17 protein-coding genes and 1 pseudogene are annotated in these 14,887 nt (G+C 68.4%); 5 read left to right on the forward strand and 13 right to left on the reverse strand.

All coding sequences use genetic code 11. The annotated features are described in order from the left end of the window. Positions 1-12: 12 nt before the first annotated feature. Positions 13-763: pseudogene (locus tag PGN37_RS03180) on the forward strand (MBL fold metallo-hydrolase). Here PGN37_RS03180 and PGN37_RS03185 read toward each other — a convergent pair. From PGN37_RS03185 to PGN37_RS03215, 7 genes are all read right to left on the reverse strand, one after another. Continuing rightward, complete coding sequence (locus tag PGN37_RS03185; protein ID WP_335329569.1) at positions 760-1,050, reverse strand: hypothetical protein; 291 nt, start codon at positions 1,048-1,050, stop codon at positions 760-762. The pseudogene PGN37_RS03180 and the gene PGN37_RS03185 overlap by 4 nt on opposite strands. Positions 1,051-1,060: 10 nt before the next feature. Then, entirely contained in the window at positions 1,061-2,344 is a 1,284-nt protein-coding gene (locus PGN37_RS03190; protein WP_335329570.1) for an LLM class flavin-dependent oxidoreductase, read from the reverse strand. After that, complete coding sequence (locus PGN37_RS03195; protein ID WP_335329571.1) at positions 2,326-3,438, reverse strand: LLM class flavin-dependent oxidoreductase; 1,113 nt, start codon at positions 3,436-3,438, stop codon at positions 2,326-2,328. Before PGN37_RS03195 ends, PGN37_RS03190 begins: the two co-directional genes overlap by 19 nt. Further along, the gene (locus PGN37_RS03200; protein WP_335329572.1) at positions 3,435-4,457 is read right to left on the reverse strand and encodes an LLM class flavin-dependent oxidoreductase; all 1,023 of its coding nucleotides are present in this window, start codon (positions 4,455-4,457) and stop codon (positions 3,435-3,437) included. Before PGN37_RS03200 ends, PGN37_RS03195 begins: the two co-directional genes overlap by 4 nt. Then, the gene (locus tag PGN37_RS03205; protein WP_335329573.1) at positions 4,454-4,948 is read right to left on the reverse strand and encodes a GNAT family N-acetyltransferase; all 495 of its coding nucleotides are present in this window, start codon (positions 4,946-4,948) and stop codon (positions 4,454-4,456) included. The genes PGN37_RS03200 and PGN37_RS03205 overlap by 4 nt, the downstream gene beginning before the upstream one ends. A 73-nt stretch (positions 4,949-5,021) precedes the next feature. Further along, a complete protein-coding gene (locus tag PGN37_RS03210; RefSeq protein WP_335329574.1) occupies positions 5,022-5,465 on the reverse strand; it encodes an SRPBCC family protein in 444 nt (147 codons plus the stop codon). Beyond that, on the reverse strand, positions 5,462-5,785 hold the full coding sequence (locus tag PGN37_RS03215; protein ID WP_335329575.1) for an ArsR/SmtB family transcription factor: 324 nt from the start codon (positions 5,783-5,785) through the stop codon (positions 5,462-5,464). Before PGN37_RS03215 ends, PGN37_RS03210 begins: the two co-directional genes overlap by 4 nt. A 76-nt stretch (positions 5,786-5,861) precedes the next feature. Here PGN37_RS03215 and PGN37_RS03220 point away from each other — a divergent pair, with 76 nt between their 5' ends. Both PGN37_RS03220 and PGN37_RS03225 read left to right on the forward strand, forming a co-directional pair. After that, the gene (locus PGN37_RS03220) at positions 5,862-6,572 is read left to right on the forward strand and encodes a DUF899 domain-containing protein (RefSeq protein ID WP_335329772.1); all 711 of its coding nucleotides are present in this window, start codon (positions 5,862-5,864) and stop codon (positions 6,570-6,572) included. Continuing rightward, the gene (locus PGN37_RS03225; RefSeq protein ID WP_335329576.1) at positions 6,565-7,335 is read left to right on the forward strand and encodes a DUF899 family protein; all 771 of its coding nucleotides are present in this window, start codon (positions 6,565-6,567) and stop codon (positions 7,333-7,335) included. Before PGN37_RS03220 ends, PGN37_RS03225 begins: the two co-directional genes overlap by 8 nt. Here the strand turns inward: PGN37_RS03225 and PGN37_RS03230 are convergent. Next, positions 7,293-8,942, reverse strand: coding sequence for an HNH endonuclease signature motif containing protein (locus PGN37_RS03230; protein WP_335329577.1), 1,650 nt, complete (start codon positions 8,940-8,942; stop codon positions 7,293-7,295). The two genes, PGN37_RS03225 and PGN37_RS03230, sit on opposite strands and share 43 nt — an antisense overlap. Positions 8,943-9,065: 123 nt before the next feature. On the opposite strand from PGN37_RS03230, the gene PGN37_RS03235 reads away from it, so the two are divergent. Then, on the forward strand, positions 9,066-9,929 hold the full coding sequence (locus PGN37_RS03235; RefSeq protein WP_335329578.1) for an SDR family oxidoreductase: 864 nt from the start codon (positions 9,066-9,068) through the stop codon (positions 9,927-9,929). 64 nt (positions 9,930-9,993) lie between these two features. Here the strand turns inward: PGN37_RS03235 and PGN37_RS03240 are convergent, their stop codons facing one another. The 3 genes from PGN37_RS03240 to PGN37_RS03250 form a co-directional block, all read right to left on the reverse strand. Further along, positions 9,994-10,872, reverse strand: coding sequence for a hypothetical protein (locus PGN37_RS03240; protein ID WP_335329579.1), 879 nt, complete (start codon positions 10,870-10,872; stop codon positions 9,994-9,996). 13 nt (positions 10,873-10,885) lie between these two features. Then, positions 10,886-11,560 (reverse strand): hypothetical protein, encoded by a 675-nt coding sequence (locus tag PGN37_RS03245; protein ID WP_335329580.1) that lies wholly within the window; start codon positions 11,558-11,560, stop codon positions 10,886-10,888. Between the two features lie 225 nt (positions 11,561-11,785). After that, on the reverse strand, positions 11,786-12,418 hold the full coding sequence (locus tag PGN37_RS03250; protein WP_335329581.1) for a TetR/AcrR family transcriptional regulator: 633 nt from the start codon (positions 12,416-12,418) through the stop codon (positions 11,786-11,788). 61 nt (positions 12,419-12,479) lie between these two features. Here PGN37_RS03250 and PGN37_RS03255 point away from each other — a divergent pair, with 61 nt between their 5' ends. After that, entirely contained in the window at positions 12,480-13,340 is an 861-nt protein-coding gene (locus tag PGN37_RS03255; protein WP_335329582.1) for an alpha/beta fold hydrolase, read from the forward strand. Here PGN37_RS03255 and PGN37_RS03260 read toward each other — a convergent pair. Beyond that, the gene (locus PGN37_RS03260) at positions 13,304-13,708 is read right to left on the reverse strand and encodes a hypothetical protein (RefSeq protein ID WP_335329583.1); all 405 of its coding nucleotides are present in this window, start codon (positions 13,706-13,708) and stop codon (positions 13,304-13,306) included. The two genes, PGN37_RS03255 and PGN37_RS03260, sit on opposite strands and share 37 nt — an antisense overlap. Then, positions 13,709-14,884 (reverse strand): O-succinylhomoserine sulfhydrylase, encoded by a 1,176-nt coding sequence (locus PGN37_RS03265; RefSeq protein ID WP_335329773.1) that lies wholly within the window; start codon positions 14,882-14,884, stop codon positions 13,709-13,711. It abuts the gene before it with no gap. Positions 14,885-14,887: the final 3 nt, after the last annotated feature.

Below are 14,887 nucleotides of genomic sequence, written 5' to 3' on the forward strand. Positions count from 1 at the left end.
TACACTCGCGACATGACCCTGGCTGTCGCGGCCGTCACCGACCGCGTGCACATCGCAACGACCGATCTCGTGAACTGGACGCTGGTGGCCGGTGACGCCTCCTCGGGTGGTGGGGTGATCCTGATCGACGCGGGCTATCCCGGTGACCGCGACGACGTCCTGGCATCCCTGTCCGGCCTGGGTTTCGGACCGTCCGACGTGCAGGCGATCCTGCTGACGCACGCCCATGTCGATCACTTGGGCTCGGCGATCTGGTTCGCCCGGGAGCACGGCACTCCGGTGTACTGCCACGGCGCAGAGGTGGGGCACGTCCGGCGGGAGTACCTCGAGCAGGCGTCGCCGCGCGACGTTCTCACCCGCGCCTGGCAGCCGAAGTTCCTGCGGTGGACGGTGGCGCTCGTCCGCAACGGCGGCTTGACCCACGAGGGCATCCCGACGGCCCAACCGCTCACCGAGGAGGTGGCGGCCGGCCTGCCCGGCGCCCCGCAGGTGATCGCGACACCCGGACACACCGGCGGGCACTGCTCTTATCTGGTGGACGGCGTGCTGGTCAGCGGCGACGCGCTGGTCACCGATCACCCGGTGGCGTCGGGCCCCAGGCCCGCAGCTGCTGCCGTCGCTGTTCAACCACGACGAACAGGCGTGCCGGCGCAGCCTTGACGTGTTGGCGGGAGTGCAGTCCGAGGTGTTGCTGCCCGGGCACGGTCCGGTGTGGCGGGGTCCGGTGGCGGAGGCAGCCCGGACGGCTCTGGCCGGCACTTAGACCAGAGTGTCGTAGCCCAGCAGGAAGATCGCGGTCAGCGTCAGCCCGCAGGCGAGCACGATCGACGGCATCAGGATCATCGTGTCGAGTTCGTCGTCGTTGAGCACGTCGTCGTCGAAGCGGCCGAACAGCACCCGGGCGATGCCGGTGCGTCGGAACACGTGCACCATCCGCTGGACACCCGCGGTGTGCCGACGGCGCCCGACGAAGACTCGGGAGAGTCCGCCGAAGACGAACGTCAGCGCAGCAGCGGCCAGCATCAACCAGCCGACGGTCGCCTGCGACACGAGGGCAAGCCTATAGCGCGAGATGGTCGCGGAGGGTGTCGCCGGTGTAGCCGGTACGGAAGCTGCCGCGCTCCTGGAGCAGGGGCACGACCCGGTCGACGAAGTCGTCGAGGCCGTGCGGTGTCAGGTGTGGCACCAGGATGAAGCCGTCACACGCGTCGGTCTGCACGTGCAGGTCCATCTCGTCGGCCACCTGCGCGGGCGTACCGACGAATTGTTGGCGGGAGGTGACCGCGATGACCAGCTCCCGGATGCTCAGGTTCTCGGCCTCGGCACGCTCCCGCCATTTCTCGGCGACGGCCTTGGGGTCGCCATGGCGGACCCTGCCCTGCGACACCGTCGGGTCGTCGAGGGGGTCCACGTCGGGCAACGGTCCGTCGGGGTCGTATGCGGAGAGGTCACGCTGCCACACCTGTTCGAGCATCACGATCGCTGTGGGTCCGCTGACCTGTTGCCGTCTGATGTGGTGGGCTCGCTCCGCCGCGTCGGCCGCCGTGTCGCCCAGCACGAACGTCGTCGCAGGGAACACCTTGACCGCGTCGGGGTCACGTCCCGCCGCAACGGCTTTCGCCTTCACGTCGGCGTAGTACCGTCGGCCTGCGTGGATCTCGCCGTGCAGCGTGAACAGCGCGTCGGCATGCCGGGCGCCGAAGGCCCGTCCCTCGTCGGAGTCACCGGCCTGGAAGATCACCGGATGGCGTTGTGGGGCAACGGTCACGGGTGCGACTCCGCGGACGGTGAACTGTGGCCCGTGATGCTCCACCGGGGCGGGATGGCCGTCCCAGAACTGGCGGGCGACGGCGAGGAATTCCTCAGCCCGCCGGTACCGGTCGGCATGGTCGAGGAACCCGCCGCGCCGGAAGTTCGCGCCGGTGAACGCGTCGGAGGACGTGACCAGGTTCCAGGCGGCACGACCCCCGGAGAGATGGTCCAGTGTGGCGAATTTGCGTGCCACATCGAAGGGTTCGTTGAAGGTGGTGTTGATGGTGCCGGCCAGCCCCAGCCGCTCGGTGACGGCGGCGAGCGCGGCGAGCACGTTCAGCGTATCGGGGCGGCCGACCACGTCGAGGTCGTGAATGCGCCCGCGGTGCTCACGCAGCCGCAACCCCTCGGCGAGGAAGAAGAAGTCGAACAGGCCTCGTTCGGCGGTGGTGGCGAGGTGGACGAACGAGTCGAACTCCACCTGGCTGCCCGATCGGGGATCTGACCACACCGTGGTGTTGTTCACTCCGGGAAAGTGGGCACCGAGGTGAATCTGCTTGCGCGGCTTGCCGGTCACGCCGAGATACCCCATCGTTGCGCGAGGAGTTCGTAGGAGCGCAGGCGGTCGGCGTGGCGGTGCGCCATCGAGGTGACCACGAGCTCGTCGGCACCGGTCGCGCGGTGCAGGGCGGTCAGCCGGTCTGCCACGGTGTCGGGGCTGCCGACGAACTGGGTGTCGAGCCGGTCCTGCACGAGGTCCCGCTGCGCGTCGGTGAGCGGCTCCACCTTCTCCGGGTCGGGATAGGGGATGGCGCCCTCGCCGGTGCGGATCGAGTACACCCAATGCCCATAACTGGCAGCCAGTTTCGATGCGGTCGCGTCATCGTCGGCGACGACGACGTCGGCCGACACCACCACGTACGGTGCGGCGCAGTACTCGGAGGCGACGAACGCGGCCCGGTAGGCCTCGACCGCGTCCAGCGCGGTCGACGGAGTGATGTGGTAGCTCGCCACGAAGGGCAGCCCATGCGCGGCGGCCACCCGGGCGCTCTCCCCCGCGCTGCTGCCGAAGATCCACGGGGTCAACGCAGCATGCTCACCGGGGACCGGATGTGCCTCGACACCGTTCACGCAGAACCGTCCGTCGAGCATCGCGAGAACGTCGGCCACCTGATCGTCGAAGTCAGGAGCGACGGCGCCCGGTTGCTGCAGCGCTGACATCCTGGCCTGCAGCCGGGGATTACGCATCAGTGCGGCGACGTCGAACGGTGCCGGCACCACGACACCGTCCACCTCACGCGCGCCGACTGTCTGACGTTGTGGGGCGGACCCGTTCAGCGCGTCGCGGCGACGCTGCCCGGAGCGGCCCACCCCGAGGTCGATGCGATTCGGATGAAATGCATCGAGGGTTCCGAACGCCTCGACGACGGCGACAGCGGTGGTCTGTCCGAGCTGCACCGCGGCCGCGCCGACGCGGATATTCGTTGTCGCTGCGGCGATCTGGCCGATGAGCACGGCGGGAGCAGAGCCCGCGACGGCCGCGAAGTGGTGTTCGGCGACCCAGAAGCGCCGGTAGCCGAGGGCTTCCGCATGACGGGCCAGGTCGACGGTGTTGGCCAGCGCGGCTGCCGGGCTGGCGCCTTCGGGCACCGGGGACAGGTCGAGCACGGACAGCGGGACGGTCATGACACGCTCACACTGCTGTAGCGGTTGACGGCCGCGCCCAGGCCGAGGCGATCGCGAAGCTTCTCGTCGCTGCGGTAACCGGTACGGAAGACGTTGCGCTGCTGCAGAATCGGGACGACCTCGTCAACGATGGCCGGCAGGTCTCTGTGGTGCAGGGCGGGTCGCAACCGCACGCCGTGGAGCCCGAGTCGGTGCCACTCGGCGATCCGGTCCGCGAGCGCAACCGGGTCGCCGTCGAACACTGCAGCATCCGACGCTGCGTCGACCAGGCCGTCGAAGGTGACGTAGAGATCAGCCCACACCTTCAGATGTCCGCCGCCCGCCCGCGCGACCTCCTCCAGGATGCCAACAACAGCGTTCGTGTCCTTCGGTGTCACGAAGACGAGGTCCGCGGACCGGGCGGCGAAGGCGTACACCTCGGGCTCGTGGGCCAGCGCGGCGACGACGGGTTGGCCTTGCGGCGGGCGGGGGGTGATCGACGGCCCCTTGACGCTGAAATGTGGTCCGACGAAGTCGATGTAGTGCAGCTTGTCGCGGTCGATGAAGCGCCCGGTGTCCACGTCACGGATCACCGCGTCGTCCTCCCAGCTGTCCCAGAGTCGACGCACCACCTCGACAGCGTCGGCGGCCTCGGCGAGGAGATCACCGAACGCGCCGGGACCACGACGGCCGAAAAGCGCTGCCTCGCTGCTACTTCTACTGACCCGCGGCTGCCAGCCGGCCCGGCCGCAGGAGACGAAATCCAACGTGGCGATGGCTGTGGAGACGTGGAACGGTTCGGTGTGGGTGGTGCCGGCCACCGGGACAAGGCCGATGTGCCGGGTGGTCGGGGCCACGCGGGATGCGATCAGTACGGCGTCGGGGCCGCTGGCGAGCGCGTCGTCGAACGTCACGAAGTCGAGCAGTCCCCGCTCGGCCGTCGCCACCACGTCGCTCCAGTACCGGCCGTCGGTGACCGGTCGCGCGATATGCCAGCCGTGGCCGTTCAACGCGACACCGAGATGGAGGTCCTCGGTCACGGCAGCTCCTTGACGAAGGCGACCGGATAGACCTCACCCTCCGCCGGTAACGGTTCGGCGAGCCGCGTGTACCCCAGCGAGACGTAGAGCGCCTCGGCTTCGGGCTGACGGTCGCCGGTGGTGAGATAGACGCGTCGGTAGCCGCGGGAGGCGATCTCTTCCTCCAGCCGGGTCACGGTGGACTGGCCGTATCCACGACGCCGGTATCGGCTGTCGGTCCAGATGCGCTTGAGCTCGGCCGTGGAGGCGTCGAAGCGGCGGAAGGCGCCGCCGCTGACGGGCTCGCCGTCGAGCAGACCGATCACGAGCTCGCCGTCGGGAGGCTCGAACTCGGCCGCGGGGTAGCGCCGCAGCCAGGCGTGCACGTTCTCCCGCACACCTCCGTAGCGATCGGCGTACTCCACGGCGAGCTCCTCGATCAAGGGCGTGGCGAGTGGATCGTCCTGATGGACAGCGACGAAGCGCAACTCACCGAGGGTCGACACGGGCATCACCTTCCTGTCTAACGCAGGGCAGGCTCGTGCATTTCCTCGAGCGCCCATTTACTCACTGTGAGCGAAACTTTCAGCAGTTCGCCCGTCGGGCGAGCCGAGCCTGGAGCTGGTCGGCGGTGACGGCCCAGCCGTGGTCGTGGTCGTCGACAGCTTCGGCGGGCAGCAGGGTGTGCTCGATCGTCATCACGGTCTCGCGGTCACCGTGGGGTTCGAAGGTGACGTCGACGATGCTGGCGACCGTCGGGTCGTCCCATCCCGAATGGCTCCAGGTGAATCGCAAGTGCCGCGGGCGGTCGACGACGAGGAACTGACCGGAGATCAAGACCGAACGTCCCGGGTCGTCGACGTCGAAACGCACGCGGCCGCCGACATGCGGCTCGACGGTGACGGCGACGCAGCGCGAGGGTCGGGGGCACATCCAGTCCATCAGCGCGTCGGGGTCGAGCCACTCGCCGAAGACGACGTCGGGACGTGCGGGCATCACGCGGCGGACACGCACCACTGGTTGGGTCATCGGGTCTTGGTGCGGAGCCGCTGGGCGAGGGCGTCGGCGCGCGCCGACCAGAACGCGGTCTGTGCGTCGATCCACTGCTGTGCCGGGGAGAGGCCGGCCGGGTGCAGCGAGAGCCAGTGTTCGCGGCCCCGGATCTCACGACGAACGAGGCCGGCCGCCTCGAGGACGGCGACGTGGCGGGACACGCCGGCGAAGCTCATCGGCAGCGGTGCGGCCAGGTCGGTGATGCGGGCGTCGCCTTCTCGGAGGGCTTCGAGGAGCCGCCGTCGTGTCGGATCGGCGAGCGCGGCGTACGCGCGGTCGAGAAGATCTTCAACCATCTTGTTGACTATAGCCGCGACTGGTGGTGTGCTGACATTCAACTTATCTGTTGAATGTCAGGAGGGCGGCGTGACGATGGAGCCTCACACGGTGTCGGCGAGCGAGTGGCAGAACGCGTTGGCGGAGATGCTGATTCAGGAGAAGGAGTTCACCCGGGCGCGCGACGAGCTGGCGGCGATGCGTCGACGGATGCCCTGGACCAGGGTGTCGAAGCAGTATCGGTTCGAGGGTCCCGATGGTCCGGTCACGCTGCGGGACCTGTTCGACGGGCGGCGCCAGTTGATCGTCTACCGGGCGTTCATGGACCCCGGCGTCAGCAGATGGCCGGACCATGGCTGCGTGGGGTGCTCGCTGATGGCCGACCACGTTCCGAATCTGTCGCACCTGCATGCCCGCGACACCACATTCGTCTACGTCTCCCGTGGTCCGCAGGCCGACATTGCGCGGATCAAAAACCGCATGGGGTGGAACATGCCGTGGTTCACCATGATCGACAGCGAGGACGGCTTCTTCGATGTCGACTTCGACGTCGACGAATGGCATGGCACGAACGCATTCATCCGGCACCCGGACACCGACGAGGTGTTCCGGACGTACTTCGTCAACAACCGCGGAGACGAGGCGTTCGTCGGCACGTGGAACCTTCTGGACATCACGGCGCTGGGGCGGCAGGAGACCTGGGAGGATTCGCCGCCGGGGTATCCGCAGTCGCCGCCCTATCAGTGGTGGCGGCACCACGATCTGTACGACTCGGGTGACCGACGGAGCTGCTGTGCGGGTGGGTGACGGCGCCTTGCCCCCGGTGACCGACCGGGAGAGTTTCTCCGCCGAGATCGATCGGCTCCGCATGCGGGAGAAAGCCCATGTGCGGGAGGGTGATTCGATAGCTGCCGCGCGGCGACGACTGCCGATGGTAGAGGTTGCGGCCGATCTCACGCTCACGGGACCGGAGGGTCCGCTGACGTTGCTCGACGCCTTCGAGGGGCGGCGACAGCTGATCGCGTACTACTTCATGTGGCACGAGGGGCATCCGGCAGCCGAACAGTGCGAAGGCTGCACGTGGGTGACGACGCAGGTGGCTGAGCTGTCCTACCTCCACTCGCGCGACATCACCTACGCGGTGTTCTGCCAGGGCCCGTACGCGGAGAGTGCTCGGTATCGGGAGTTCATGGGTTGGCAGGTGCCCTGGTATTCAGCGCTGCCGCCCTCGCTGGACCACCTTCTGGCCGGCCGACAGGTCGGGATGATGCACATCGTTTGCTATGTGCGACAGGGTGATCGGGTGTTCGAGACGTATTGGACAACCCGCCGCGGCGTCGAGGTAATGGACTACAGCCTGGCGCTGATGGATCTGACCGTGTTCGGACGACAGGAGCCCTGGGAGGATTCCCCGGCAGGCTGGCCACAGGGATGGGAGGTCGACGGGTCGAACACCCGCGTGGACGGACGGCCCGCCGCACAGTGGTCACGGTTACGGGCCGGTCGTTCCGATGACGTGCTGGTCGATCAGAACGGTGGTGGGTCGCCACCGGCGGGTGGGGTGAAGTAGGGCTCCCAGTTATATTGGGGTGGTCCGTTTTTGGTTTCTTGAGCTCTTTCGCGATGATTGAGTTCGCGTTCTCTGCGGATGTAGGCGGCGCGGTTCTGGGTGCGGCTGCGGGAGCGGGTGGGCATCATGAGGTGGCGGCCCGGGGTGGGTCGCTGCGTGGTGTGGGTAGTGGCTGGTGGTGGTCCGGTGCGGGTGTTCCACGATGGGAACAGCAGCGCCGACAGCGGCGCGGTGGTGTAGTCGTGGCCGGTCGGGCTGGTCAGGTGTAACCGCCCGTCTGGGGTTTGGCGTTCGACCCAGCCCTCCCAGAAGGTTTTCAGTAAATGGTGTTGGCGGCAATAGCATTTGGTGTTCGCCGGATGGGTGGCCCCGATCGGGTAGGGCACGGTGTGGTCGATGTCGGCGTGGGTGGCGGGACGGTCGCAGCCGGGGAAGCGGCACGTCAGATCCCGCGAGCGCACGAACCGGTCGAGCGCTGCTGAGGGTCGGTAGCCGTTGGTCGCCAGGCAGTCGGTATCGCCGACGAAGCGGACGGTCGCGCCGTGGGCGATCAACTCGGCCAGCAGGGGTGTGGGCACGATCCCGCCGCCGGGGCCCACGATCAGCGCCGCGCGGCGCCTGCCTGTCGCTGCCGGCCGGGTGGGCTCCAGCGGTGGGGTGGTCTCCGCACTATCTGCCGCGTCTGATTGCCCAGCGGTGGTTGCCTTCTCGACACACTCGGCGTCAGCGGGCGGAGCGCTATTGCGCGCGGCCCGCGGCCTGTAGGCGGGTTGGGGTGGTTCGCCGTGTAGTTGTGGGTCGGGTTCGGCGTCGAGGGCGGCCTGATCGGCGATCACGGTGATCGTGATGCTGGACGCGCGGCCGTCATCGACTGCTGCGGCCGCACAGTCGGGGCGGCCGCAGCGGCAGGATAAGGCTGTGGCACCGGCGGCCATCGCGCCGATCGAGTCGGCGCGTTTCTGATCCAGGGTGCGTGGGTCGAACTCACACACCGAGGCGATCAGCATCGCCAACCGCGTTGCCAGCAGCGCCGCATCCGAGGCGGCCAACTGCCCATACACGGTGGTGATGCCGGCGGTGTCGTGACGGTCGCCGATGGTGAACGAGCGATCCCGCGACCGATCGCGCACCCGCCGCACCGCATCGGGGTCATAGGTCTCGATCCACACATCGATGGCGGCCTCGAGCTTCTTCTGCGACAACACGCCCCAGCGTGTGGCGGCGTCGACGAAGTGCCCGTCGAGCCGCGCCAACGTGGCGGGATCGACCACGAGCGCGGTGCGGGACACCACCGTGCGCACCACATCCAGCGACACCCGCCCATCGGCCAGCAGCGCCCCCAGACCAGGGAAGCGATCACGCAGCGCCACCGCCAGGTCCATCAGCACCGACGCCCGTCCCGAGCTGATCGACAGCGCAGCACCGATCTCCGCCGCCGTGGCGTCCCAGTCCGCACACACCCACCGCTCCCGCTCCGGGCAGCGCCGACGCCGCCACAGTTCAGCGATCGCCGCCAACGAGATCGCCTCGGCGCGCGCAGCAGCGGCCACCGAACTGGTCACCACATCGACCAGATCCGCCTCACCCACCCGCGCCAATTCGAACATATGTACGACACTACCCGCGCAACTGGGGGGTCCGCCGCACCAAAAGTCCAGGCTGGGGATGAATCGGCGCCTGTGGACAAACCCCCTTCCCCGTCAAACTTGACACGTGTAAAGTTCGGCCGCATGGACAACATCCGCGGACGAACCATCGCCATCACCGGTGCCGCGCGGGGCATCGGCTACGCCACCGCCGAAGCGCTCCTCAAGCACGGCGCACGAGTAGTCATCGGCGATCGCGACGTCGCCCTTCAGGAGTCGTCGGTCGCCAAGCTCTCCAATCTCGGCCCGGCGTCGGGCTACCCGCTCGACGTCACCGACCGCGAATCGTTCGCGACCTTCCTGGACAAGGCCCGGACCGACGGCGGCGGCCACATCGACGTGCTGATCAACAACGCCGGTGTCATGCCGATCGGGCCGTTCCTCGAGCAGTCCGAGCAGTCGATCCGCTCGTCGATCGAGGTGAACCTCTACGGCGTGATCGCCGGCTGCCAATTGGCCCTGCCCGACATGATCGCGCGCCGCCGCGGCCACATCATCAACATCGCGTCGCTGTCCGGCGTCATCCCCGTGCCCGGTCAGGTGGTCTACGTGGGCGCCAAGTTCGGCGTGGTCGGCCTCTCCGCTGCCCTGGCCGACGAAGTCGCACCGCACGGTGTACACGTGTCCGTGGTGATGCCGCCGTTCACGAACACCGAGCTGATCTCCGGCACCAAGGAGATGTCCATCAAACCCGTTGAGCCCGAGGACATTGCCGCAGCCATCGTCAAGACGTTGAACAAGCCGAAGACGCACGTGTCGGTGCCACCGGCCTTGAGGTTCACCGCACAGGCCGCGCAGATGCTCGGACCCCGAGGACGCCGCTGGATGAACCGAAAGCTCGGTCTGGACAACGTCTTCCTGGAATTCGACACCACCAAGCGGGCCGGCTACGAGCAGCGCGCGCAGTCCGCTCTGGGCGTCGTCGAAGGCGCCGAGAAGAAGGGCTGACAGTCAGAGCGTCGGCGCACACCCCTGGGATGTGCGCCGACGTCTGACGTCTCAGCCGACCCGGTCAGTCGTCGGCACCGGAGTCACTGGCCCCGGCACCCCCTGCGCCGCCGGTTCCGCCCGCACCGCCGGCTCCGCCGTCGTTGCCGGTGTTGCCGCTTCCGGTGTCGCCGGTGTCACCCGGATCGCCCTCGTCACCACTGCCGCCGAAGCCGCCTGTGCCGCCGTTGCCACCCGTACCGCCGGTTCCGCCGGTGCCGCCCTCGAGAGAGTCACCGCCCAGGCCGCCGTCACCACCGTCGCCGCCCTGACCGCCTTCGTCGAGGCTGCTGTCGCCACCGAGACCACCGGGCCCGCCGTCGCCGCCGTCACCACCGGTGCCGTCCTCGCCGCCGTTGCCACCGGTGCCGCCGCCGCCTCCCGCACCGCCGACGCCACCACTCGGACCCACGCCGCCGTCGCCGCCCTGACCGCCCTGGCCGCCGTCCCCGCCGTCGGCGTTGTCGTCGAGGTCCTGACCACCGAAGCCACCCAGGCCGCCGGCACCGCCGTCGCCGCCGACGTCCGTTCCCTCGCCGCCCTGACCACCCAGGCCGCCGGTACCGCCTGTGTTGCCGGCAGATCCGGTGCCTCCGGTGCCGCCCTGGCCGCCGGTCCCGCCGGTCACACCGGAGCCGCCGTCACCGCCGTCGCCGCCTTGGCCGCCGCCGAAGCCCTCGTCACCGAGGCCACCCAGGCCGCCTTCGCCACCGGTACCGCCGACGACGCCGTCGCCGCCGTCGCCGCCACTGCCGCCCTGATTGCCCGGACCGTCGACTCCGGTGGTGCCGTCACCGCCTTTGCCGCCGTCACCGCCGTTGCCGTCGGAGCCCTTCTGCCCGAACAGACCCCCGGCGCCTCCCTCACCGGCGTCACCGCCCGCACCGCCGTCGCCCGGGGGCAAGGTCGAGAGTGGATCACTGAAGCCGTCGCCGCCGGTACCCCCCCTTGCCGCCGGTGCCTCCCCGGCCCAGGAAGCCGCCACGTCCCCCGGCACCACCCTTACCGCCGGCCTGACCGTCCTCACCGGGATCGGTGCCATCCGCGCCGGTGCCGCCCTGGCCGCCAGCACCGCCGACGCCGAAGAAGAAGCCGCCGTCGCCACCGCGTCCACCGACACCGCCCGCCACACCTTCGCCCCCGACTCCGCCGACGCCGAAGTACAGGCCACCCTTGCCGCCGTCGCCGCCGTTGAGGCCGTCGCCGCCGGTCCCGAACAACAGGCCTGCATTGCCGCCGTTGCAGGCCCTGCCTTCGCAGCCCTCCTGTGCGTCGAGCCCGTTGCCGATCAGCCAGCCGCCGTCACCGAACGGCCGGAAAAGGTTGAAGCCGTTGGCATTTGCGGCCTGCAGAGCAATCCGGGCGGAATCGATGGCCGCACCCGACGGAGCGTCGGCCGCGTCATGCCGCCCGTACAACCACCACCAGTCCGCGTCCGTCGACGCCAACTGCACAGCGATCTCGCGCTTCGGCGGCGCCGAATCAGCCGCATCGAGGCCGGTGGTCAGCAGACCCACCCCGACGACAGCAGCACTTCCGATCCCCGCGGTCAGATAGTGCCGGAGTAGGCGCTGAGAGTGATGTTCGGACATAGAGAGGCCTTTCCCCCGTTGGAGCCCCGCGAACGCGGACCCTGACAATCAGCTGAGAGCGCTGACAGCTGGAATGTATGACTTTGCTCACACCGTGGTCAAGGCTTTGATATGAATTCGCTGCACGTCTCCACAGGAACACCTTGACCGAGCAAATTCCCAGTTAAGAGGATTTGAAACGACGCTAGCGACAATATTCAGCTGATCGTCGCGGTAGCTTCAAGATCAATCGTTACTGGCTATCGAGTTCGCTGCGATGCCGTTGATCAGACGGTCGCAGACCGCGTACATGTCGCTCTTCGCCGCGGCCTGATCTGCCGCCCTGGCGATGAACAGCGCCGCCTCGTCGAGCGCGCCCAGCAGCACATGCGCCGTCGGCCGTACCGGCTGCTGGGGGATCGCACCGTCGGCCATCGCCTGCGCCAACATCGCCTCGACCACACCGAGGCCGTAGCGCATCCCCACCTCGCGCCACCGCTGCCAGCCGAGCACTGCAGGCGCATCGATCAGCACGATCCGCTGCACATCAGGCGCGGAACACACATCGAGGAACAGCCGCGCCCCCGTACGCATCGCCGCGAGGTGATCGGCCGGCTCGGCCTCGGCGATCCGGGCGGCGATCCGAGCGACCAGCTCGGCTTCCACGTCCTCGTACACCGCCGCGAACAGCTCCGTCTTGTCGGCGAATTGGTGGTAGAGCGCGCCGCGCGTCACCCCAGCCGCCGCAACGATCTCCTGCGTCGGCACGTCGGCAAAACCGTTGACAGCGAACAGCTCTCGCGATGCGGCCACCAGCTTCGCGCGGGTCGCCGCGGTGCGCTCGGCTTGCGTACGGCGGGGCCGGGGGTTGACTTCCATACAGGCTGCACGTAGCTTTCGTACTCAGTGTTCGTAAGTGTCGACGCAAAGGATAACCGGGATGCCCACCGTAGAGCTGTCAGCCGCCACCATCGAGTACCGCGAGTCGGGCCCCACGGACTCCGCCTATCCGCCGGTGGTGTTCGTGCACGGCGCCCTCGTCGACTCGCGGCTATGGGACACCGTCGCCGCCGACCTCGCCGCACGCAGATTCCGTTGCCTACAACCGGATCTCCCGCTGGGCGCACACCGCATCCCGGTGCGGGACCGCGCCGCGCTCACGCCCGAGGGCGTGGCCGAGATGGTGCACCAGTTCCTCGTCGAACTGGATCTGCACGACGTGATCCTCGTCGGCAACGACACCGGCGGCGGCATCTGCCAATTCCTGATCGACGCGCACCCCGACCGGATCGGCCGGCTCGTTCTCACCAATTGCGATGCCTTCGACACGTTTCCACCGTTTCCGTTCAACGCGGTGTTCGCCGCGATGCGGACCCGGGCCACCGTCAGCGCGTTGATGGCACCCATGGGCATCACGGCGCTGCGTCACTCTCCCGTGGGCTTCGGTCTGCTCGCGAAGAAGCTCGATCCCGCGCTGACGGCGTCATGGCTCGCCCCCGCCCGCACCGATCGACGTATCGCCGGTGACTTCGCAGCGCTGGCGCGCGGGATCGGGCGCACCGACCTGACCGCGGTCGCACCCCGCCTGCACCGTTTCACCAAGCCCGTGACCGTGGTGTGGGGCGCCGACGACCGTTGCTTCACACCGTCTTTGGGCCGTCGTCTGGCAGCGCTGTTCCCCCACTCGACCGTGATCGACGTGCCCGGCGCCTCGACCTTCGTGCCGCTGGATGCCCCGGCGGCCGTCACCGCGGCGATCGCCCGTCAGGCGAACTCCGGAATCGGATCGCCGAGTCGATAGGCCTCGATGGCGTCGAGGTGGGTGAAGAATTCCTCGACACCGAACTGGTAGTCGTCGGCGGTCCCGACGAACACCACATGCACGATCTCGCCGTCGTCCTCAGGCGTCAGCAACGCGACCGTCACGTTGACGACCTCGTCCTCGTCGCGAACGTCGGCCTCCGACGGCACCCAGTACCAGGCCGCACCGGTCTCGTCATCGACGTCCTCGGAGAACTCCCAACCGCGCTCGCTCAGTCGAGCGTCGAAATCCTCCAGATCAGAAGCGATTTCGAGCTGCTCGAGCACGCGGGCCGGGATCCAGCCCTCCTCGCGCGCGCCCTGCCGCTTCTTGCGGCGGGCCTTCTTCTGCTCGGAGCGGCGTGACACCTAGGACAGCGCCTGGTCGAGGTCGCCGATGAGATCCTCGGTACCCTCCAGTCCCACCGAGATGCGGACGACACCGTCGCCCAGCCCGATCGCCGCACGACCCTCCGGGCCCATGGCACGGTGGGTGGTGGTTGCCGGATGCGTGATCAACGACTTGGAATCGCCGAGGTTGTTCGAGATGTCGACGATCCGCAGCTTGTCGAGCACCTCGAAAGCGCGTTCCTTCGTGCCGCCGGCGAGTTCGAAGGTGACGACTGTGCCGCCGCCGGTCATCTGCCGCTTGGCGAGGTCGTACTGCGGGTGCGACTCCAGGAGTGGGTACTTCACCCAACTCACCGACGGATGGGATTCCAGGAACTCGGCGATGCGGTGCGCCGACGAATTCTGGTGCTGCACACGTAAAGCCAGTGTCTCCAGACCCTTGAGCAGCGTCCACGCGTTGAACGGGCTCAGCGCAGGTCCGGTGTGGCGCATCAGCTTCTGCACCGGACCGTCGATGTAGTCCTTGCTGCCCAAGATCGCGCCGCCGAGCACGCGGCCCTGCCCGTCGATGTGCTTGGTGCCCGAGTAGATCACCACGTCGACGCCTAGCGGGAAACCCTGCTGCAGGATCGGGGTGGCAAAGACGTTGTCCAACACCACCTGTGCGCCTGCAGCATGGGCGAGGTCGCACACCGCGGCGATGTCGACCAGCGACTGCATCGGGTTGGACGGGGTCTCGAAGAACACCGCCTGCGTGGGAACCGACAGTGCCTCCTCCCACTGCGACAGGTCGTCGCCGTCGACGAAGACCGTCTCCACTCCCCAGCGGGGCAGGATCTCACTGCAGACCACGAAGCAGGAACCGAACAGGCTGCGCGCGGCCACCAGTCGGTCGCCGGCACCCAGCAGCGCGCCCAGCGCGGTGAACACCGCCGACATACCCGTGGCCGTCGCGAAACAGGCCGGCGCACCTTCGAGCAGTCGCAGCCGCTCCTCGAACATCGAGATCGTCGGGTTGCCGTAGCGGGAGTACACGTAGCGGTCGATCTCGCCCGTGAACGCCTTCTCCGCGTCGGCTGCCGACTCGTAGACGTATCCCGACGTCAAGTACAGCGCCTCCGCGGTCTCCTCGAACCCGGACCGCAGCAGGCCACCGCGCACGCCGACGGTGGCCTGGCTGACGCCCTCGGGCAGCTC

Source organism: Mycobacterium kyogaense (assembly GCF_036946525.1).
Taxonomy (GTDB): Bacteria; Actinomycetota; Actinomycetes; order Mycobacteriales; family Mycobacteriaceae; genus Mycobacterium; species Mycobacterium kyogaense_A.